Consider the following 20,358-nt stretch of genomic DNA (forward strand, 5'->3'; position numbering starts at 1 on the left):
TCAGGGCTTTGAGGAAGATATGTCTGCTAAAAAAAGAGGACTCGGACGCGGGTTAGATGCGTTACTTGCAACTAGCCAAAAGACCACCCAAAACCAACAAGTTGAATCTCCTGAATCAACCGTTGTTGCGAATGAGCTTAAAAAGTTACCTATTGAGTTTTTACAACCCGGTAAATATCAACCTCGCAAAGATATGTCTCCCGAGGCACTTGAGGAATTGGCGTCGTCCATCCGTTCTCAAGGTGTTATCCAACCTATTGTCGTTCGTCCAATTGGCCAAGATAGTTACGAAATCATCGCTGGTGAGCGCCGTTGGCGAGCGGCGCAAATGGCGCAACTTGACGTGGTACCTTGCCTCGTTAAGGATGTCCCCGACGAAGCTGCAGTTGCCATAGCACTGATTGAAAACATTCAGCGTGAAGATCTAAATGCAATGGAAGAAGCTCAAGCGTTAGACCGTTTGATGATTGAGTTCGAGCTGACCCACGCCGAAGTCGCTGAGGCTGTTGGAAAGTCTCGTACCACAGTGACCAATTTATTGCGTTTGAACAATCTCAATGAAGACGTTAAAAAGCTAGTTGAGTATGGTGATATCGAAATGGGTCATGCTAGGGCATTGCTCGCACTAGAGGGTGACGCGCAATCTGAAGCGGCGCAAACCGTTTCTGGTAAAGGGCTAACTGTTCGCGACACCGAAAAATTAGTACGCAAACTTCTTGAACCTGCCAAGCCAAAAGCGGAAAAAGCCGTTGACCCTGATGTGGAGAGATTGATGACTAACTTGTCCGAATCTCTGGGGGCGGCCGTGTCAATTGATCACAACGCTAAAGGCAAAGGTAAATTGGTTATCAACTTTAACGATCTCGACCAACTCGACGGTATTTTGTCCCGTATACAATAATTTAACAAAAAAGCGACTTTTTGATGGTTTATTGTACTATCTGGTGTTAATTTGAGCTTTGGTGATTTGCTGTCAAAAATAGTTGACCGTTATTGGATTGGTAAATTTTCATAATAAGCTTCATAAACCGTTATTGTGTTGAAAAATATTACTGAATCAGTATACTTCTGACGCTTTTTTAGGTAATTACGGCTTGCAATTGCACTCTACTAATCACATCGCCTATCAAGGACGCAAATTAGCCCTTGATATTATCATCGTTCAGGCGGTTGTCGGATTGTTAGCCGCCATCGTTATCGGCCTTTTTCTCGGCTACCAACATGGTATTACTGCGCTGATTGGTGCGGTGTGTAATTTAGTGCCGAGTATCGTCTTCGCGATTTTCGCTTTTCGCTATGTCGGTGCGACAAAAAGCCGGTTGATAATGCAAAGTTTTCGCAAAGGTGCCGCACTGAAATTACTGATCACTATGCTCATGTTTGCGCTGGTGTTCAAAAAACTAGAGGTTGAGCCTCTTCCTCTGGTTTTAGGCTACATTGCTACCCTACTGGCGCAATGGCCAACAATGTTTTTTAAAGGTCGCAAGCAATAAAAATTAATAACGATTGCGACCAATAGCTGATAAACAAGCGTCCTGTTTTAGGGGCAAAATAGTATCAGCGAACAGATTTTTTAACTTTGTATAATTGGGACGAAAAATGGCATCATCTGGTGGCGAACAAACCATTAGCGGTTACATTCAGCACCACTTGACCAACGCCTCTGTCGGTGAAGGCTTTATGGCACTTCACGTCGATACCCTTGCGTGGTCAGTGGGTTTAGGTATTCTTTTCCTATATCTTTTCCGTAAAGCAGCAGCGAAAGCAACTACTGGCGTGCCTGGTAAGTGGCAAGCTGCGGTTGAGCTTGTGGTCGAGTTTGTCGATAGTACTGTAAAAAGTACTTATCACGGCAAAAGCGCACTCATAGCTCCTCTTGCGCTAACAATCTTCGTTTGGGTTCTTCTTATGAACCTGATGGATTTGATTCCTGTTGACTTCCTACCTTGGATTGCTCAACAAATCGGCGCTGCAATGGGTCATGACCCGCATCACGTTTACATGAAGGTTGTACCTACAACTGACGTAAACATGACATTTGCACTGTCTTTGGGTGTATTCATTTTGATGATTTACTACTCAATAAAAATCAAAGGTGTAGGCGGTTTCTTAAAAGAGCTTTACGCGCACCCTTTCAACACTCCTTGGTTATATTGGTTTAACTTTATCTTGGAGTTCGTATCACTAATCGCTAAGCCTCTTTCATTGTCTCTGCGTTTGTTCGGTAACTTGTACGCGGGTGAACTTATTTTCATCCTGATCGCCGGCACAATGGGTTTATGGCAGCTTCCGCTTCACTTCGCTTGGGCGGCATTCCACTTACTAGTTATTCCTTTGCAAGCCTTCATATTCATGATGTTGACCATCGTGTATCTGAGCATGGCTAGCGAAGATCATTAATTTGTAATTTTAATTTTTAACTTAAAAACTAAAGGTGAAAAACTATGGAAATCTTAGGTAACTTGTACATCGCTGTTGGCGTACTGATCGGTCTTTGTGCCCTTGGTCCAGCTATCGGTTTCGGTATTTTGGGTGGTAAATTCCTAGAGTCTTCTGCTCGTCAACCAGAACTAGCACCACAGCTACAAGTACGTATGTTCATCGTAGCAGGTCTAATCGATGCTATCGCGATGATCGGTGTTGCTATCGCTCTATTCCTATTGTTCGTTGAAAGCGCAAAGTTTGCTGTTTAAGCACCGAATTAGTTATCAACGAATAGAGGAGGATCGGTTGTGAATATCAACCTAACTCTTATCGGCGAACTGATTGCATTCATCGTTTTTGTTGGCTTCTGCATGAAATATGTTTGGCCTCCACTAATTGGTGCAATCGAAGAACGTCAGAAAACCATTGCCGATGGCTTGGAAGCATCTGAACGTGCCGAGAAAGACCTAGAATTAGCTCAAGCGAAAGCCACTGAGCAATTGAAAGACGCGAAAGCGCAAGCAGCTGAAATTATCGAGCAGGCTAAAAAGCGCGCCAACCAATTGGTTGACGAAGAAACGCAAAAAGGCCACGCCGAGCGTGAGAAGATCATTGCTCAAGGTTATGCCGAGATTGAAGCTGAACGTAATCGTGCCAAAGAAGAATTGCGCAAGCAGGTTTCTGCACTAGCGGTAGCTGGCGCTGAACAAATTCTTCAACGTGAAATCGATGCTAACGCTCAAAACGACATTGTTGAAAAACTTGTCGCTGAGCTTTAAGAGGGAGATGAGCCATGTCTGAATTGACAACCGTTGCTCGCCCCTACGCAAAAGCAGCTTTCGATTTTGCTGTCGAGCGTGACGCCGTAGCACAATGGCAAGAAATGTTATTTTTTGCTGCAGAAGTCACCCGTAATGAGACCGTAGCCAGTTTGCTTAACGGCGCACTAGCTGCAGATAAATTAGCGGATTTGTTTATCAACGTATGTGGTGAACAACTCGACGAACATGGTCAAAACTTTGTGAAAGTTTTGGCTGAGAATAAGCGTTTACCAGCGATGTCTGATATCGCTCAGTTGTACACAGAAATGAAACTTGAGTACGACAAAGAAGTTGATGTTGAAGTGACATCGGCGTCTGAGCTTTCAGATGCTCAGCGAGATAATCTTGCTGCATCACTGGAAAAACGTTTGGCACGTAAAGTGAAGCTTATTTGTAACGTGGACCCTGCACTGGTCGCTGGTATGGTTATTAAAGCCGGCGATACCGTTATTGATGGTTCCGTGAAATCTAAATTGAACCGTCTCGCAGACGCGTTGCAAGCATAACGGGGATAAGAGCATGCAACTTAATTCCACTGAAATTGCAGAACTGATCAAAAAACGAATTGAACAGTTCGATGTAACCAGTGAAGCACGCAATGAAGGCACCATCGTCGGTGTAACCGACGGTATTATCCGCATTCACGGCCTAGCCGATGTAATGCAAGGTGAGATGATTGAGCTTCCTGGCAATCGTTATGCAATCGCATTGAACCTTGAAAGAGATTCAGTAGGTGCGGTTGTTATGGGTCCATACGCAGACCTTAAAGAAGGCGTAAAAGTTAACTCAACAGGTCGTATCCTAGAAGTACCAGTGGGTAACAACCTACTTGGTCGTGTTGTAAACACACTAGGTGAGCCTATTGACGGTAAAGGTGCTATCGAAGCTGCTGGTTTTGAACCAGTAGAAAAAATCGCACCGGGCGTTATCGAACGTCAATCAGTAGATCAGCCAGTACAAACTGGTTATAAATCTGTTGACTCGATGATCCCAATCGGCCGTGGCCAGCGTGAGCTTGTCATCGGTGACCGTCAAACTGGTAAAACAGCAATGGCTGTTGATGCCATCATCAACCAAAAAGGTACAGGCATTAAGTGTGTATACGTTGCGGTAGGCCAAAAGGCTTCTACAATCGCTAACGTAGTACGTAAGCTTGAAGAGCACGGTGCATTGGATCACACAATTGTTGTGGCAGCATCTGCGTCTGAGTCAGCGGCACTACAATTCCTAGCGCCATATTCTGGTTGTACAATGGGTGAATACTTCCGTGACCGCGGTGAAGACGCACTAATCGTATATGATGATTTGTCTAAGCAAGCTGTTGCTTACCGTCAAATTTCATTGCTACTTAAGCGTCCACCAGGCCGTGAAGCATACCCAGGTGACGTATTCTATCTTCACTCACGCCTTCTAGAGCGTGCGGCTCGTGTAAATGAGCAGTACGTAGAACGCTATACTAACGGTGAAGTAAAAGGCCAAACTGGTTCATTGACAGCATTGCCTATCATTGAAACTCAGGCTGGTGACGTATCAGCATTCGTACCTACTAACGTTATCTCGATTACCGATGGTCAGATCTTCCTAGAAACTGACTTGTTCAACGCGGGTATTCGCCCTGCGGTTAACGCTGGTATCTCGGTTTCTCGTGTAGGTGGTGCAGCGCAAACTAAGATCATCAAGAAACTAGGTGGTGGTATCCGTCTAGCACTTGCTCAGTATCGTGAATTGGCAGCGTTCTCTCAGTTCGCTTCTGACCTTGACGATGCAACTCGTGAGCAGCTTGAACACGGTGAGCGTGTAACAGAACTAATGAAACAAAATCAGTATACGCCGCTATCTGTTGCTAATACTGGTGTGTCATTGTTCGCAGTTGAAAAAGGTTTCTTGAAAGACGTAGAGCTTAACAAGATTCTTGATTTTGAAGCTGCATTGCACTCATACATGAACAGCGAACAAGCTGAGCTGATGAAGACTATCAACGAAACTGGTAACTACAACGGCGACATTGAGTCACAGTTGAACGACGCTTTAACACAATTTAAAGCGACACAAACTTGGTAATCAATGGTGCTGGTATTCATACCAGCACATTCGTTGAGTAATCGGAGAGATAGTCATGGCCAGCGGTAAAGAAATAAAAGGTAAGATTGGGAGTATTAAAAATACTCAAAAAATTACCAATGCGATGGAAATGGTTGCTGCCTCTAAAATGAAAAGAGCGCAGGAACGTATGGCCTCAGGCCGTCCATACGCAGACAATATGCTTAAAGTGATTGGTCACATTGCTAACGGTAGCCTAGAGTATCGCCATCCTTATTTGGAAGAGCGTGAAATTAAACGCGTTGGTTACATTGTGATTTCTACTGATCGAGGCTTATGTGGTGGTTTAAACACCAACGAATTTAAGCTCGTCGCCCAGCAAGCCAAAGAATGGCAAGACAAGGGTGTTGAAGTGGATTTCGCAGCGCTAGGCTCTAAAGCTTGTGCATTCTTCGGCCGTTTTGGTGGCAACGTACTTGCTGCTGAATCAGGTTTGGGTGATGCACCTAAAGTAGAAGACATTGTCGGTTTGGTTCGCGTGATGCTTAATGCATACGATGAAGGCAAATTGGACCGCATTTACTTGGTTTACAATAACTTTGTAAACACGATGTCACAAACGCCTGTGAGCAATCAATTATTGCCTTTGCCAAAATCAGAAGACGATGCATACAAGCACCGTTGGGACTACATTTACGAGCCAGATCCAAAACCAATTTTGGAAGCACTGATGGTTCGCTACATTGAGTCTCAAGTGTATCAAGGTGTCGTTGAAAACGCAGCGTCTGAGCAAGCCGCGCGTATGGTAGCGATGAAAGCCGCTACTGATAACGCAGGTAACCTAATTGACGATTTGCAATTGGTGTATAACAAAGCCCGTCAGGCCGCAATCACACAAGAAATCAGTGAGATTGTTGGTGGTGCCGCAGCGGTTTAAGCAAAGGTTTAAAAGAGATAACGAGGACAAATTATGAGTCAAGGTAAGGTCGTCCAAATCATTGGCGCCGTTGTGGACATCGAGTTTCCACAAGATGCGGTACCAAGTGTATATGACGCACTTAAAGTTACCGAAGGTGACTTGTCCGGGCTAACCCTGGAAGTGCAACAACAATTAGGTGGCGGTATCGTTCGTGGTATCGCTCTAGGTACTACTGACGGTCTACGTCGTGGTATTACAGTAGAAAATACAGGCGCAGCTATCAGCGTTCCAGTAGGTACAGCTACACTAGGCCGTATCATGGACGTGTTAGGTAACCCTATCGACGAAGCTGGCCCTATCGGTGAAGAAGAGCGTATGTCTATTCACCGCGAAGCGCCTAGCTACGAAGATCAATCAAATGCGGTTGAACTACTAGAAACTGGTATCAAAGTAATCGACTTGGTTTGCCCATTCGCTAAGGGTGGTAAAGTTGGTCTATTCGGTGGTGCTGGTGTAGGTAAAACCGTAAACATGATGGAACTTATCCGTAACATCGCAATCGAGCACAGCGGTTTCTCAGTATTCGCTGGTGTTGGTGAGCGTACTCGTGAGGGTAACGATTTCTACCATGAAATGAACGAATCAAACGTACTAGATAAAGTATCACTAGTATACGGTCAGATGAACGAGCCACCGGGTAACCGTCTACGTGTTGCTTTGACGGGCTTGACGATGGCAGAGAAGTTCCGTGACGAAGGTCGTGACGTACTTTTCTTCGTTGATAACATCTACCGTTATACACTAGCGGGTACAGAAGTATCTGCACTACTAGGTCGTATGCCTTCTGCGGTAGGTTATCAGCCTACGCTAGCGGAAGAAATGGGTGTGCTTCAGGAGCGTATCGCTTCAACGAAGACTGGTTCAATTACTTCAATCCAAGCGGTATATGTACCTGCGGATGACTTGACTGACCCATCTCCGGCGACAACCTTTGCTCACTTGGATGCAACAGTAGTACTTTCACGTGATATCGCGTCTTTGGGTATCTACCCTGCGGTAGATCCACTAGATTCAACTTCACGTCAGCTTGATCCTCTTGTCATCGGTCAAGAGCATTACGATACTGCACGTGGTGTTCAATCTGTACTTCAGCGTTATAAAGAACTTAAAGATATCATTGCAATCTTGGGTATGGACGAGCTTTCTGATGAAGATAAGCAAGTTGTTACACGTGCTCGTAAGATTCAACGTTTCTTGTCACAGCCGTTCTTCGTAGCTGAAGTTTTCACAGGTTCACCTGGTAAATACGTATCTTTAAAAGACACAATCAATGGCTTTAAAGGTATCTTAAGCGGTGAGTACGACGATCTTCCAGAACAAGCCTTCTACATGGTTGGTTCTATCGAAGAAGCATTGGAAAAAGCCAAAAAAGCATAAGGCTAACGCCTGGCACTGCGAATAAGCAGTGCCAATGCTGACGTATCCAATCAGGAGGTCCCATGGCAGCAATGACAGTTCACTTGGATGTAGTAAGCGCAGAGAAGCAAATCTTCTCTGGTCGTGTTGAAACATTACAGGTGACCGGTGAGGAAGGTGAGTTAGGTATTCATCCTGGCCACGCCCCACTACTAACGCCAATCAAGCCCGGTATGGTACGTTTGGTCAAACAGCACGGTGAAGAAGAGTTTATTTATATTGCTGGTGGTGTACTAGAAGTACAACCTGGCAATGTAACGGTTCTTGCAGACACTGCGGTTCGTGCTGAAGACTTGGATGAACAAGCTGCTGAAGAAGCCAAACGTCGTGCCGAAGAGCACATCGCTAACGCTGGTGCAGATTTCAACTACGCTGAAGCTGCTGCTCAATTAGCAGAAGCGGTAGCGCAATTGAAGTTGATTCAAAAAATGCGTAAGTAAGCGATAATCAAAACGCTAAAAACCCAGCAATTGCTGGGTTTTTTTATGTCTAAAATGCGGTGAATGGCGAGCAATATGCATTATCTTGTATTAGGCTTACTTAATTGTTTCAAATAGACATTTGTCAATTTTTCGTTTTAAAAAGGGCAAGTTGTCAATATGAAAAAGGAGTCTATTCATGCAAGGGCAATGCGTATGTGGGGCTATCACCATTCACTATGGTCACAACGTTACTGACATCAGTGCGTGTCACTGCGTAACTTGTGTCAAATGGGGCGGTGGACCACTTTTCACTTTTAGAGCCAACCAATCAGTAGAACTTGAACCTAAGGCTGATATTTCGATTTATGCATCTTCTGAGTGGGCGGAACGCGGCTTTTGCAAACATTGCGGTACCCATCTTTTCTACCGTTTGAAACAAAATGAGGAGTACTACATCCCTATCGCACTTTTTGATTCAGCAGAGCCGGTAGCGCTATCCACCCAAATATTTATTGATCAGAAACCTGAATACTACCATTTGCCCCAAAGTCCTTGCATGATGACCGGCGACGACGTTTTTGCTGCTTACGCAAGCTTATCCGAGGACCGATAATGCCAAGTCATCACGCTTTACACTATACCGAGTTTCCCAGTCGCGATTTGGCCGTAACCCAAGCATTTTTTACCGCTGTATTTGGCTGGACATTTACCTCATATGGTGAAGATTATTCCGCCTTTGTTACTGGCGATAGAGAAGGTGGAATTTATAAAAGTGACTGTTCGTTTGAATCAAAATCAGGTTCACCTTTATTGGTTTTTTACAGTACTGACCTCGTCGCTTCTCAGCGAGAGATTGAAGCGGCAGGTGCACAAATCAGCGAACCTATTTTTAGATTCCCTGGAGGGGCAAGATTTCATTTTATCGCTCCTGACAGCGGCGAATTTGCTGTCTGGTCAGACGCTTTGCAAGACGAAAATGAAACGGTTTGAAACAAATATATCGGTACTTATGTTGAGATTTACATTATAGTCCCAAGCGATTTTATACCAGCGATAATTCGCAAGGACTTGGCTGTAGTAAGCGGTAGGACGCCATGAAATGAAGTCGTAATATATGAATACAAACGCACAGTACAGTACAAAAGTAGAGTTACCTTACTGGGTTTTTCCTAGCCTCTACACGCTTGTGTGCTTATTGCTCAATTATTTTGCCGGTTCACTAGACTTTCCCGCTACCAATATACTCAGAGAACAACGAGACTTTAATGCTGCGTTGGGCATGCCTGTGGTAACGGGATATCTTTGGTTAACGGTGCGTTTGCTCCACCAGCATGCCGCTAAAAGCTTGGTCAACTATTTATTGAGTCAACATCGTTTGGCCGACTTTTCTATACATCGACAGCGCCTTGAAACCCGTTTACAAAAACATGTATTACTGGCCGCAACTTTGTCTGTTTCGGTAACGCTTATCTACCTGACAACTGAAAATTTATTGGCATTGGATTTAGAGTTACACGTGCTGCTACTGAATTTGATGGCCGTACCCTTTTGGTTCTTTATCTGGCTTTTCGTGTTTCAAATTACGTTTATTACGCTTTATGTGATTCGCCATTTTGTTGGCAAAACACAGTTTGATTTATATGAATTAAGAAAGCTCAAACCTATATCAGATCTGGTATTAACCAATACTGTGTTTGCGATTGCTGTGTTGGCCATAACGCCCGTATTCTGGTATCGGGTACCCGTGCCTGTGATTGATATTATTATCTTGGCATTTTTGATGGGCGCTTTGATTTCTTACGTCTTTTGGCCAGTATTGAAAATGCGCTTTATGATGAAGCGCCAAAAGCAGGTGGTTATTGAAAACCTTAATAATCAAATGCAATTATTGTTCGATAATTCGGCGGTGGAACCGCAACTAGAGGACGACGTTAGACTGCGCAAACTCGAGCTATTACAGAATCAGAAAGAAGAAGTATTCAGCTTGAGTGAATGGCCGCTGGATTTGCCGCAAGTTATTAAAGTGATTACTGTCTCTACCCTGTTACCCTTGTCTTGGTTGTTACTGGCGGCAATGGAAAATATGTTTGCATAACGCGTGTTGAATTTATAACCTCAGCCACTAGGGTATTTCAAAAAGGATATTGAGCATGAAAATTTACGGTGATAGCCGTTCTGGCAATTGTTACAAGATACAGCTTCTTTTGTCATTGTTGGGGAAATCATGCGACTGGGAAGACATTGATATTCTCGCTGGCGAGACTCAAACAGACAGTTTTAGAATAAAAAATCCCAATGCAAAGATACCTTTGATGGAATTGGATGATGGCAGAATCATCTCGGAGTCCAACGCCATTTTGTACTATATCGCTTCGGGTTCGCCTTTAATTCCTACAAGTACGTATGACCACGCTAAGATGCTTCAATGGCAATTTTTTGAGCAGTATAGTCACGAGCCCTATATTGCGGTGTGCCGATTTATTCAGCTTTATCTTGGCTTACCTGATGACAGAAAAGCCGAGTATGAGCAAAAGCAAATCGCGGGCTATAAAGCCTTAGATGTGATGGAAACACAGTTGTCATCGACTCCCTATTTGATAGGCGAAAAGCTGACACTGGCTGATATTAGTCTGTACGCTTACACTCACGTTGCGCATGAAGGTGGTTTTAGCCTTGATAACTACCCTGCTATCAGAAACTGGATTGATTTAGTGGAAGATCAAAAACGTTATGTGTCTATGATCTCTCAGTCTTAACACGCCTGTGATGAAGAGGCCCTTGCCAATGGGAAATCAACTTGGCTTGGGCATCTGTCAGTGCAGCTGCACTGATTCCCCACCCCGTTTCTAAACAGTACTTGACGGCTTCTAAGGTCGATAAGCTATAGGACAGTGAAGTGTGTCTTATTTCGTACTCACTGCTTGGCGCACATTGGAAATGAATGGCTGGCAAGCTTTGTAATGTGGGTATGGATTTATACATACCGTGAGCTTGCTTCCAGCTTGCATCGATAAATAGCAAAACTTCAGGCGCAGTTGAAAGATTTTTCCAGCTGGTCTTTTCTTCTATTGGCTGGCTATCCTCAGATGGATAGATTAACGCACACCGTTTATCGGTAATAATACGATTCAATGTTGCTACATCTGATTGGAGTTCACCACTAGCTTGGATAATCTGAGTATCGGGTATGCATAACTTCACCAATCGCGCTGTATTTTTTGCATGGGCGGTTTCTTTGGCATGTTGTAATATAATCAGTTGAACCGGTGAGTGAATCTGTTTGATAGCGTCACATACACAGGTAGTTGCAGGATAGTGGCATTTGTCGCAATAGTGGCGCATAGATCATCAATACATTTAATAAAGCAGGTGCAACATTAACAAAGACGCACAGATTTGGCACACAATTCAACTCATTCCCGAAGGCGCTGTCGCAAGCTATAGTCAACTCGCTGACTTAGCGGGACTGCCTGGTCGTGCTAGAATGGTAGGACGAGCGTTGCGCAATGCGCCAGAAGAAATGGCATTGCCGTGGCACCGTGTATTACGCGCTTCTGGTGAACTTGCCTTTCCCAAAGGTTCTGAACACGCCGAAGAGCAAAAAAGCCGTCTCTGGCAAGAAGGCGTACCCGTGATAAATCACAGGGTAAAAATGGCCGAATTTCAATGGGTACCAGATTTAACTGAACTCCTGTTTAGATTGCAGTATTAACCTATACTTTCGTTGGCTTGTATATAGCGGCTCATTAGGTTATTTTTTCTACTTGAAATAAGAAGTTTACTGACTCATGCAAGAACCATTAAAAGTTATCACGATAGAAGAACTTGAGCCTGGGATGTTCGTTCACGAAATCCTTGAGCAAGATGGAAAACTCCTAGTCAAAAATAAAGGCCGCGTAACGAAGAACGCGGTAGTCACTACGTTAAAAAAACGCGGTGTAAAAAAGCTTGTCATTGATACGTCCAAGCAATTCATTCCGGAAGAGGCAGAACAACCAGCAGAAGCTAAACCTCAAGAGGTTGTAGAGGATAAGCCTAAAGTTTCTTTTGACGACGAGATCGCACGCGCTGAACGCATTCATAAGAAAGGTAAAAACATCCAAAATAAATTGTTGGATGCAGTGAAAAGCGGTTTGCCTTTTGACGATAAGATACCGCGCGAATTTTCTAAGAACATGATCGAGTCCATCGACAGAAACCCCGATGCGCTATTGTGCCTCACTAAGATTCGTGAAAAAGACGACTACCTACTCGAACACTCTCTCAACGTTGCTATCTTGCTAGCAAACTTTGGCCGTTTCATTGGTATGTCAGAAAAAGAAATTGAAGATCTGGCTCATGCTGGTTTCTTGCATGATATCGGCAAAATTAGAATTCCTGATGAAATCCTCCATAAGCCTGGCAGGCTGACAGATATGGAAATGAACATTATGCGTGACCACGTTTATTATGGGGTACGCGTATTAGAAGAAATGGAAATTGAAAGCCACCTAGTGAGAACCGTAAGTGAGCATCACGAACGACTCGATGGTTACGGTTATCCGAATGGTTCGCGTGGTGAGGAGATTAGCAAAGCAGGGCGAATGTTAGCGATTGCCGATGTGTATGACGCACTGACTGCTGACCGCTGTTATAAAGCTGGGATGTCTAGCCAAAAGGCGCTACAGATTCTACTTAATGATGCGCCGAGTAAATTAGATAAAGAGTTGGTTCAGCTGTTTATCAAGTGTATGGGTATCTACCCCGTTGGCAGCTTGGTGAAGCTCAACAATGAACGCATTGCCATGGTCGTTACGCAAAATGAGGATAAACCGCTAAGTCCTGTTGTGAAGATATTTTATAGTCTTCGAGGAAATCACTACATTGAACCCAAAGATCTCGATTTATCTGCGGATACGACGGTTCGCATTGAAAAAGCCGTATTGGCGAGTGACTACAAAATTAATTTCAACGGCTTTTTCACTGAATCCATCGCCGTATAGTCGCTAATTACATACACATTTCCACTTAATCTTGATGATAGCCCACAGTACACGTCTGTATGTGGGCTTTTTCATACATCTTTTTACAACTTATTTAGCTTGTGTTCAGTTAAGTCTCTGTATACTGATTGTGATTTCTCAATTTTTCTGTTTTTTTGGAATAAAGCTTGCGACAACATTTGTCTATCTAATTGTTATTCCAACGTCGTCTTAAGAGGAAGTTATGAAAAAAGGTTTATTAGTAAGTGCAGTTGCGCTGTCATTGACTATGGGCGGGTGCGCTACTACGGCAAACAATACGCAAAAGGGAGCGGCAATTGGTGCTGTCCTTGGTGCCATACTGGGTAAAGCCACTGGCGACCACGACAAAAGCCGTTATGTTTGGGGCGCAGCTGTTGGCGCGATTGCCGGAACAGCCATCGGTAACTATATGGATGAACAGGAAGAGGCCCTGCGAGAGGAACTAGCTGATACTGGTGTTGAAGTTTATCGCGAGGGTGACAACTTAAAGCTCGTTATGCCTGGTGATATTACGTTTGCAACGAATAGTGCGGCAGTTAGTCCAACGTTTTTCCCTATTTTGAATGATGTTGCCACTGTTGTGAACAATTACGAAAAAACGGTGTTATTGATTAAAGGTCACACCGATGATGTGGGCTCTGAGGAATATAACCAAGCACTATCGGAAAGACGAGCGAGCGCAGTCAAAAGCCAACTGATTTCAGACAGTGTTAATTCGCAGAGAATTACTATTGTGGGCATGGGGGAATATTCTCCCAAAGCGACGAATTCGACCGCTGAAGGTCGTCAACAAAACAGACGGGTTGAGCTGGAAATCCAACCAATCACATAAAAACCAGGAAACACACTAAGTAAAAAGGCCTCAATAGAGGCCTTTTTTATTGTCGAGTGTGTGTGACATTGTGATCTTCGTCCTACGACCACCAAGTGTGGGCTGTTGCGAACAGCACTTTGTTGGTGAAGTAGCCCCACCCAGGGTTGGGTTAAAACACTACTTCACCGTATTATCCCCTAGTAATACTATTTAGTAGTAAGCCGCTATCTCATCGATAACCGCATTCACTGCGCGATAAGCATTTGATTCACCGACTACACCACAGCGTTGACCATTACAACCTGACCAGTAAGGGTCAGAGAAGTAATCGAGTTGTGTCGCACGACCAAACGCTTGCGGGTAAGCCATGATAGTAGAAAAGTTGTTATCTACTCCATGACCAATACCGTCGCGATAAACACCACCAATAGAGCCTTGACGCACAGAGTGACCAAGACCCATGTTGTGTCCCAACTCGTGAACGAAGGTTGATAGACCACAATCAACAGCAGAAATGCTGAACATGCGATCTTCCATACCGTTAGCTAGATTACCGTTACTGCCTTGACCTACCCAGCCAATACCGCAAACGTAACCGGTAAGGCGGCCATTTTCATAGATATCTTCACGAGTACCCAGTAGTACAACCATATCTGCGCGAACAGAAGCTCGGAAGTTACCTACACCTGAGCTATTAGTTAGTAAATTGAGTGCACTCTCAGTAGGCTCTAGATCACTGCTAGTTGCTGCTGAAGATTGAGCTCCAACAAGGCGCAATTGCAGATCTACAGCGTTATTGCGATAGACTCGGTTTGCATGAGAAATGTACTGGTTTATTTTCGTACTGATGCTTGAAACATTGTTTGCAGCTGGCTGCGTATACAAGACTAGCACATCAATTGTGGCTGCTTGAGTTGCGCTAACTGCTAACAAAGAAGCAAACACCGCCGTAAGACGCTTAAGTGTTTTAATCATCTTTATTCCTTTTTTCACTTAGTGTGTTTTTATTGTTTTTTAGGGGATAATTCGTTAGTTGATAGAAAAAGGGTCTTTACCCTTGTCTGAACCATGAGCGTTTGGCTCGTGTGTTTCATGCTCAACGTGATTTTGGGACATGGCTGATTTGGGGGCGATCCAAGCGTGCTTTCCTATGCCTTCCATAATGAAAACGTCTTCTTGTGTTGCCAGATTCGCGTAAATCGCTTCTTCACCAATTGTAATTACCGCTGCGTACAAGGTACCAGCACCGGGGATATGAGCTTCGACGGTTCTATCGCCGTTAGGGTGGGTTTGAATATAGTCTACCTCTCCTGTATAGCTTCCACCAAGTTGAGGAATGTAGAGGTCTAGATATTCTCCAATCTCGACGGTGCGTAACTCATCTAAGTCGACTTCAACATAGGCCTCTTCTCGCACGTCGGCAGGGATCATCCCCGACTTCTGAAGCACAGCTTTACTCTGTTCAGATTCTTGCCAAACGATAGTATCGCGAACACTTTCAGAAGCTTGAAATTCAGTTTTCGTATTGTTCGCTGACGGAGAATGATGGTTGAATTGGTCGATACCCGTATCGAGAACCTGTCCGTTTCTTGTCACTTTCGGTGCTGGCGTTACAACGGGTTGGACATTGTCTTTTGGAAGCACTTTCGCCACGGTATCTTCGGAATTTGATGTCTGAGAAAAATAAACAACAAGGGCAACAAGGGCGGCTATCGAAACCGATGCCACTAAGGTAGTTTTACTATTCATTATGTGTGATTCCATCGCTGTCCATCACACGCAATATTTGACTGTATTGCGGTGAATAGACATTTATTATTATTTTTTATGTTTTTTACCGTAGATCAATAAGTCATTTAATGTCAACAACTTACAGATACCCAAGTATGAAAAAACATCAATGAAACGCTGTAGGCCGCGAATTTACTGGTTATAGGCTGCACGATATTTTGAATGTATTTTTGATGAATATTGTGACGAACTAATGTTTTTATTGAATATTTGATCAATAAAAATAGTTGTCGATAATTTTTACATCTTTAAATGGGAAATTGGCTAACTTACTGATCTTTTTACGGTGGTCCATCTTTTGCTTTGTACTATTGTCGTATCTACAAATGTAAAGGTGAGTTGCTATGAATTGGACTAAAAAACTGTTGGTTCTAGCGAGCTTTACGTGCATAGGGATAGTGTCGACTGCTCAAGCTGCAATGATTTCATTTAACTATACGGGAGGCGTCCAACAATGGGTCGTTCCTGTTAATGTTACCTCGATTGATATTCGAGCATGGGGTGCACAAGGTCAATCCAATGCCGGCGGTGTTGTCGGTGGATTGGGAGGCTTTGTTAGTGGCACCTTAGCGGTTACTGCCGGCGATATTCTCAATATTTTCATTGGTGGTGGAGGTTTGGTTTCCACTTCTGGCGGATGGAATGGTGGTGGTAACGCGGGCTCTGGAGCCGCGGCAGCGCTTGGTGGCGGTGGCGGTGGCGCGACTGACGTGCGAATCGGTGGAATGAGCCTTCTTGATCGTGTGTTTGTTGCAGCCGGTGGCGGTGGTGCTGGCGGCAATCGAGTTCAAGGCTTAGGAAGAGGCACCGGAGGTGGCGGCGGTGCCGGCTACTATGGTGGTGGCGGTGGTGCCGCATGGCCATATCGTTCAGTTACTCTGCCATCAGGTGGCAGTCAAGTTGCTGGCGGAAGTGGTGGAACATCGACCTACACTAGTGTGTCAAATAACGACGGTGGAGCTGGCTCATTGGGAGTCGGAGGTAATGGCGGTAATGAGGTCTCGTCAAACCAGGGCGGCAGTGGTACTGCGCAGACTGGTGGTGCGGGAGGTGGTCTCATCGGTGGTGCTGGCCAGTATCTCGTCAATTGGACTGGTCAATCTGGTGCGGGCGGCTCATCTTACATTGATTTACTGAGTGCTTCATCGACCATAGCGGGAGTGCGTTCGGGCAATGGTTTGCTCGAAATAGATTATGAAGTGCGTGACGCTAAACCTGTATCAGCGCCACCTAGTTTGTTTCTGCTCGTGTTAGCTTCATGGATGTTTTTCATCAAAAGAAGCCGTCCTTAGCCACAGTAGGCCACTAATAGCGAGCTGTTAGTGGCTTATTCAATATTCTGAATCTGCTCTCTCATTTGTTCGATAAGCACTTTTAGTTCAACTGCAGATTGTGTGATATCTGTGCTGATTGATTTTGAACCTAAGGTGTTAGCTTCACGGTTAAATTCTTGCATCATGAAGTCTAGACGTCGGCCCACTGCCCCGCCTTTCTTCAAAATTTTACGCGTTTCGCCAACGTGCGACATAAGGCGATCGAGCTCTTCTGCAACATCGACTTTCTGCGCTAGCAATATCATCTCTTGCTCCACGCGGTTTTCTTCGAGCTCAATCTTTGCTTCTTCAAATTTTGCTTGAATTCTTTCTCGCTGCCATTGGATGACTTCAGGCATTTTTTCTGTCACCTTAGCCACCTCTGACTCTATGCCAGATAAGCGCTGCTCTATCATGCCTTTTAAGTTGGTTCCTTCGGTCGAACGAGCGGTAATAAAGTCTTCTAACGCTAAGTCAAATTCCTGCAAAATTTCGCCTTGAATGGCGTCCATGTCCGCTTCCTCTGCCGCGATAACGCCTGGCCAGCGCAACACATCTAACGGGTTCACACCACTGGACTGTCCTTGTGACTGAACCCACTCTGCAGCATTCAGCACTTCTTTTGCTAACGCTTGGTTGAGGTTGAGTTTTGTAACAGCGGCATCATTAGCAGTGAAGCGTAATGCACATTCAACTTTACCGCGTTGCAATTTTTTGCGAAAACGTTCGCGCAATACCGGCTCGAGTGAACGAAATTGTTCAGGTAAACGAAAGTATGTCTCTAAAAACCGTTGGTTGACCGATCGAATCTCCCAAACGACCGTGCCCCAATCGCGTTTTAGTTCGCGTCGTGCGAATGCAGTCATACTGAAAATCATCGTATTTTCCTTGAATTGCCTATGCTTGTGCTATTTTTAGCAAGAATAACACACTTTGTTGAATTCTCGTTGTTTTAGGCGCTGTGTTGCAGTGAACATAGCAAGGGAACTGAGGTATACTTACGCCCAGAACACGTACCCATCAGATTTTCCAGGAGACTACTATGCGTCCTAGCGGCAGAACCGCCAGCCAAATCCGCCCTGTTACTATTACACGCCAATTTACTTGCCATGCAGAAGGCTCTGTATTGATAGAGTTTGGCAATACCAAAGTGTTGTGTAATGCCACAGTAGAAGAAGGTGTACCGCGCTTTATGAAAGGCCAAGGAAAAGGTTGGGTAACCGCTGAGTACAGTATGCTGCCACGTTCAACCCACACTCGTAGTGGGCGTGAGGCCGCTCGAGGTAAACAAGGTGGACGAACGCTAGAAATTCAGCGCCTGATTGCCCGCTCTCTTCGCGCTGCGGTCGATCTTAGTCTGTTGGGTGAGAATACGATTATTATTGACTGTGACGTTATTCAAGCTGATGGTGGTACGCGTACAGCGTCAATAACAGGAGCATGTGTTGCACTTGTCGATGCGCTGACTTACATGCGCGCTAAAGGATTGATCAAAGCCAATCCGCTCAAGCATATGATTGCCGCCCTTTCTGTTGGTATTCACGAGGGAACGCCCATTGCCGATTTGGAATATACCGAAGATTCTACAGCCGAAACGGATATGAATGTGGTGATGACAGAAGATGGCAAATTGATTGAAGTTCAAGGTACGGCTGAAGGCGAACCCTTCTCGTTTGATGAACTTAGCGAGATGTTGGAAATCGCAAAACACGGTTTGCGTGAATTGTTCGATATTCAAAAAGCAGCATTGGCGTAGGAGGCACTTTGAAAGCATTTCAAAAAGCCTTTATCGAGTTTGCGATTGATAGAGGCGTACTCAAGTTTGGCGAGTTTACATTAAAATCGGGTCGTACGAGCCCCTATTTTTTTAATGCGGGCTTGTTTAATACTGGTGGTGACCTCGCTAAGCTAGGCCGATACTATGCGGAAGCACTGGCTGATTCAGGTATCAGTTTCGATGTGTTATTTGGCCCTGCATACAAAGGGATCCCGATTGCGACAACTACGGCGGTTGCGTTGGCTGAGCATCACAATGTGGATACACCCTATTGCTTTAATCGCAAAGAAGCTAAAAGTCATGGCGAAGGTGGAACGCTGGTAGGTAGCGCATTGGCTGGTAAAGTCATGTTGGTGGATGATGTGATTACAGCGGGCACAGCGATCCGAGAGTCTATGTCACTCATTGAAGCAAACCAAGCGACATTGGCCGGTGTACTTATTGCTCTTGATCGCCAAGAAAAAGGTCAAGGTGAGCTTTCTGCGATTCAAGAAGTCGAACGAGATTTCAATACGCAGGTCGTTTCTATCGTCTCAATGAGCAATGTGATCGACTATCTCGTTGAAGTTGGTGGTTACGATGCCCATATTGATGCGATGAGACAATACAGAGAGAATTATGGCATCTGATTCAATCTCACAGTCTGCGGACTGGGATAGAGCAAATCATCAACTGGAGGCGATAGGATTGCGTTGTCCAGAGCCAGTAATGATGATCAGATTGAAAATTCGCAAGATGGAAGACGGCGAAACACTTTGCGTAACAGCTGACGACCCGTCAACGGCTCGAGACGTTCCAAGTTTTTGTCGTTTTATGCAACACACTTTACTTGCGGCACAAACTCAAACCGTCCCGTATCAATATTTGATACGAAAAGGTGTTTAGACCGTTCAAGCCTCTCAGGTTTGCGCGGTGTTCGCAATCGCCTCTAACATCAGTTGCTGTAACAAGGCTTTGTGTTGAGGCGTTTTGCAATGCATATCGCTGGCGTGAACGTCATGCTGGCGAAGCATTCTCATCAACGCACTAATCTTTAAATCAATGCTAATGTATTCATCATGGTTCATGATGGCTTTCCTCAGTGTAAGGCTTGAGTGAGTGGCATGCCATTAACGTGATCAAGATAGTAGTCCATACCTATTTCCATTGTTTGTTCAATATCGGCGATAACCGCTACGAGCGTATCTTGGTTGGCCAACATGGGCAGTAGAGTATGAAGTGTCTGTTTGTATTGTTCGAGAACAAACAGGGCTTGTTGGTATTCGTGAAAGCCTGCAAGGTACTTAGCTACCTGAATTGCCATCATACCAAACGCCGTTAAGTCTTCTGCCAGTAACTGGTTGTCATTGGGATCAAAAGGTGTGAACAATATTGTAAGGGCAATATCTGTCGCTTTTCGTTGCGCGTGATAAGCGTCTTCCATTTTTCCTGATATCAACAATTCATGGGCATCATGGACGGCTTGGGTTCTGTGTACTCTAGCGTGTTCAGGGTGATGCTTTAGCCAGCTTACATAAACAGGACAAAGGGTTTCCATGGGCATTTGTATCTCCTTAAT

Annotated in this window: 27 protein-coding genes; 21 read left to right on the forward strand and 6 right to left on the reverse strand. The window is 44.7% G+C overall.

Annotated elements, in window-relative coordinates; translation table 11 throughout:
- Positions 1-19: 19 nt before the first annotated feature.
- From AC27G9_RS12735 to AC27G9_RS12800, 14 genes are all read left to right on the forward strand, one after another.
- Positions 20-901 carry a ParB/RepB/Spo0J family partition protein gene (locus AC27G9_RS12735; protein ID WP_487074781.1) on the forward strand — a complete coding sequence of 294 codons (882 nt, stop codon included), beginning with the start codon at positions 20-22 and terminating at the stop codon, positions 899-901.
- 193 nt (positions 902-1,094) lie between these two features.
- Positions 1,095-1,493: an ATP synthase subunit I gene (locus AC27G9_RS12740; RefSeq protein ID WP_487074783.1), complete on the forward strand. Its 399-nt coding sequence runs from the start codon at positions 1,095-1,097 to the stop codon at positions 1,491-1,493.
- Positions 1,494-1,599: 106 nt separating this feature from the next.
- A complete protein-coding gene (gene atpB / locus AC27G9_RS12745) occupies positions 1,600-2,400 on the forward strand; it encodes a F0F1 ATP synthase subunit A (protein WP_487074785.1) in 801 nt (266 codons plus the stop codon).
- A gap of 44 nt (positions 2,401-2,444) precedes the next feature.
- A complete protein-coding gene (gene atpE, locus AC27G9_RS12750; protein WP_487074787.1) occupies positions 2,445-2,693 on the forward strand; it encodes a F0F1 ATP synthase subunit C in 249 nt (82 codons plus the stop codon).
- Positions 2,694-2,732: 39 nt separating this feature from the next.
- Complete coding sequence (gene atpF / locus AC27G9_RS12755; protein WP_487074789.1) at positions 2,733-3,203, forward strand: F0F1 ATP synthase subunit B; 471 nt, start codon at positions 2,733-2,735, stop codon at positions 3,201-3,203.
- Positions 3,204-3,217: 14 nt separating this feature from the next.
- Positions 3,218-3,751 carry a F0F1 ATP synthase subunit delta gene (atpH, locus tag AC27G9_RS12760; protein WP_487074791.1) on the forward strand — a complete coding sequence of 178 codons (534 nt, stop codon included), beginning with the start codon at positions 3,218-3,220 and terminating at the stop codon, positions 3,749-3,751.
- A gap of 13 nt (positions 3,752-3,764) precedes the next feature.
- On the forward strand, positions 3,765-5,306 hold the full coding sequence (atpA, locus tag AC27G9_RS12765; RefSeq protein WP_487074793.1) for a F0F1 ATP synthase subunit alpha: 1,542 nt from the start codon (positions 3,765-3,767) through the stop codon (positions 5,304-5,306).
- A 55-nt stretch (positions 5,307-5,361) separates the two neighbouring features.
- The gene (gene atpG, locus AC27G9_RS12770; RefSeq protein ID WP_487074795.1) at positions 5,362-6,222 is read left to right on the forward strand and encodes a F0F1 ATP synthase subunit gamma; all 861 of its coding nucleotides are present in this window, start codon (positions 5,362-5,364) and stop codon (positions 6,220-6,222) included.
- Between the two features lie 33 nt (positions 6,223-6,255).
- Positions 6,256-7,641, forward strand: a complete 1,386-nt coding sequence (atpD, locus tag AC27G9_RS12775; RefSeq protein ID WP_487074797.1) for a F0F1 ATP synthase subunit beta — start codon at positions 6,256-6,258, stop codon at positions 7,639-7,641.
- A 62-nt stretch (positions 7,642-7,703) separates the two neighbouring features.
- Positions 7,704-8,120 (forward strand): F0F1 ATP synthase subunit epsilon, encoded by a 417-nt coding sequence (locus AC27G9_RS12780; RefSeq protein WP_487074799.1) that lies wholly within the window; start codon positions 7,704-7,706, stop codon positions 8,118-8,120.
- A gap of 178 nt (positions 8,121-8,298) precedes the next feature.
- Positions 8,299-8,715 (forward strand): GFA family protein, encoded by a 417-nt coding sequence (locus AC27G9_RS12785; protein ID WP_487074801.1) that lies wholly within the window; start codon positions 8,299-8,301, stop codon positions 8,713-8,715.
- Positions 8,715-9,092, forward strand: a complete 378-nt coding sequence (locus tag AC27G9_RS12790; protein WP_487074803.1) for a VOC family protein — start codon at positions 8,715-8,717, stop codon at positions 9,090-9,092. Before AC27G9_RS12785 ends, AC27G9_RS12790 begins: the two co-directional genes overlap by 1 nt.
- A 124-nt stretch (positions 9,093-9,216) precedes the next feature.
- A complete protein-coding gene (locus tag AC27G9_RS12795) occupies positions 9,217-10,197 on the forward strand; it encodes a hypothetical protein (RefSeq protein WP_487074805.1) in 981 nt (326 codons plus the stop codon).
- Between the two features lie 55 nt (positions 10,198-10,252).
- Complete coding sequence (locus AC27G9_RS12800; RefSeq protein WP_487074807.1) at positions 10,253-10,858, forward strand: glutathione S-transferase family protein; 606 nt, start codon at positions 10,253-10,255, stop codon at positions 10,856-10,858.
- Here the strand turns inward: AC27G9_RS12800 and AC27G9_RS12805 are convergent.
- Positions 10,839-11,444: a tRNA-uridine aminocarboxypropyltransferase gene (locus tag AC27G9_RS12805; RefSeq protein ID WP_487074809.1), complete on the reverse strand. Its 606-nt coding sequence runs from the start codon at positions 11,442-11,444 to the stop codon at positions 10,839-10,841. The genes AC27G9_RS12800 and AC27G9_RS12805 overlap by 20 nt on opposite strands.
- Positions 11,445-11,496: 52 nt before the next feature.
- On the opposite strand from AC27G9_RS12805, the gene AC27G9_RS12810 reads away from it, so the two are divergent.
- The 3 genes from AC27G9_RS12810 (at position 11,497) to AC27G9_RS12820 (ending at position 13,937) form a co-directional block, all read left to right on the forward strand.
- On the forward strand, positions 11,497-11,814 hold the full coding sequence (locus AC27G9_RS12810) for an MGMT family protein (RefSeq protein ID WP_487075235.1): 318 nt from the start codon (positions 11,497-11,499) through the stop codon (positions 11,812-11,814).
- Positions 11,815-11,890: 76 nt separating this feature from the next.
- The gene (locus tag AC27G9_RS12815) at positions 11,891-13,084 is read left to right on the forward strand and encodes a cyclic di-GMP phosphodiesterase (protein ID WP_487074811.1); all 1,194 of its coding nucleotides are present in this window, start codon (positions 11,891-11,893) and stop codon (positions 13,082-13,084) included.
- 223 nt (positions 13,085-13,307) lie between these two features.
- Positions 13,308-13,937, forward strand: a complete 630-nt coding sequence (locus AC27G9_RS12820) for a YiaD family glycine zipper/OmpA-like lipoprotein (protein ID WP_487074813.1) — start codon at positions 13,308-13,310, stop codon at positions 13,935-13,937.
- A 192-nt stretch (positions 13,938-14,129) separates the two neighbouring features.
- Here the strand turns inward: AC27G9_RS12820 and AC27G9_RS12825 are convergent, their stop codons facing one another.
- Positions 14,130-14,894, reverse strand: coding sequence for a reprolysin-like metallopeptidase (locus tag AC27G9_RS12825; protein ID WP_487074815.1), 765 nt, complete (start codon positions 14,892-14,894; stop codon positions 14,130-14,132).
- 54 nt (positions 14,895-14,948) lie between these two features.
- Positions 14,949-15,668, reverse strand: coding sequence for a lipocalin/fatty-acid binding family protein (locus tag AC27G9_RS12830; RefSeq protein ID WP_487074817.1), 720 nt, complete (start codon positions 15,666-15,668; stop codon positions 14,949-14,951).
- A 386-nt stretch (positions 15,669-16,054) separates the two neighbouring features.
- Between AC27G9_RS12830 and AC27G9_RS12835 the strand changes: the two genes are divergently transcribed.
- Positions 16,055-17,002, forward strand: coding sequence for a glycine-rich protein (locus tag AC27G9_RS12835; protein WP_487074819.1), 948 nt, complete (start codon positions 16,055-16,057; stop codon positions 17,000-17,002).
- Positions 17,003-17,037: 35 nt separating this feature from the next.
- Here the strand turns inward: AC27G9_RS12835 and AC27G9_RS12840 are convergent, their stop codons facing one another.
- Positions 17,038-17,901, reverse strand: coding sequence for a YicC/YloC family endoribonuclease (locus tag AC27G9_RS12840; protein WP_487074821.1), 864 nt, complete (start codon positions 17,899-17,901; stop codon positions 17,038-17,040).
- A 164-nt stretch (positions 17,902-18,065) separates the two neighbouring features.
- Here AC27G9_RS12840 and rph point away from each other — a divergent pair, with 164 nt between their 5' ends.
- Genes rph through tusA form a run of 3 tightly spaced genes read left to right on the forward strand, consistent with a single transcriptional unit; the run spans position 18,066 to position 19,685 of the window.
- Positions 18,066-18,779: a ribonuclease PH gene (rph, locus tag AC27G9_RS12845; RefSeq protein ID WP_487074823.1), complete on the forward strand. Its 714-nt coding sequence runs from the start codon at positions 18,066-18,068 to the stop codon at positions 18,777-18,779.
- An 8-nt stretch (positions 18,780-18,787) separates the two neighbouring features.
- Positions 18,788-19,429, forward strand: a complete 642-nt coding sequence (pyrE, locus tag AC27G9_RS12850) for an orotate phosphoribosyltransferase (RefSeq protein ID WP_487074825.1) — start codon at positions 18,788-18,790, stop codon at positions 19,427-19,429.
- Positions 19,419-19,685 (forward strand): sulfurtransferase TusA, encoded by a 267-nt coding sequence (gene tusA, locus AC27G9_RS12855; protein WP_487074827.1) that lies wholly within the window; start codon positions 19,419-19,421, stop codon positions 19,683-19,685. The genes pyrE and tusA overlap by 11 nt, the downstream gene beginning before the upstream one ends.
- A 14-nt stretch (positions 19,686-19,699) precedes the next feature.
- On the opposite strand, the gene AC27G9_RS12860 is transcribed toward tusA, so the two are convergent.
- Both AC27G9_RS12860 and AC27G9_RS12865 read right to left on the reverse strand, forming a co-directional pair.
- Complete coding sequence (locus AC27G9_RS12860; protein ID WP_487074829.1) at positions 19,700-19,867, reverse strand: hypothetical protein; 168 nt, start codon at positions 19,865-19,867, stop codon at positions 19,700-19,702.
- 11 nt (positions 19,868-19,878) lie between these two features.
- Positions 19,879-20,343, reverse strand: coding sequence for a hypothetical protein (locus tag AC27G9_RS12865; protein WP_487074831.1), 465 nt, complete (start codon positions 20,341-20,343; stop codon positions 19,879-19,881).
- Between the last annotated feature and the right edge of the window lie 15 nt (positions 20,344-20,358).

Source organism: Alteromonas sp. 5NS40-0096 (assembly GCF_057544385.1).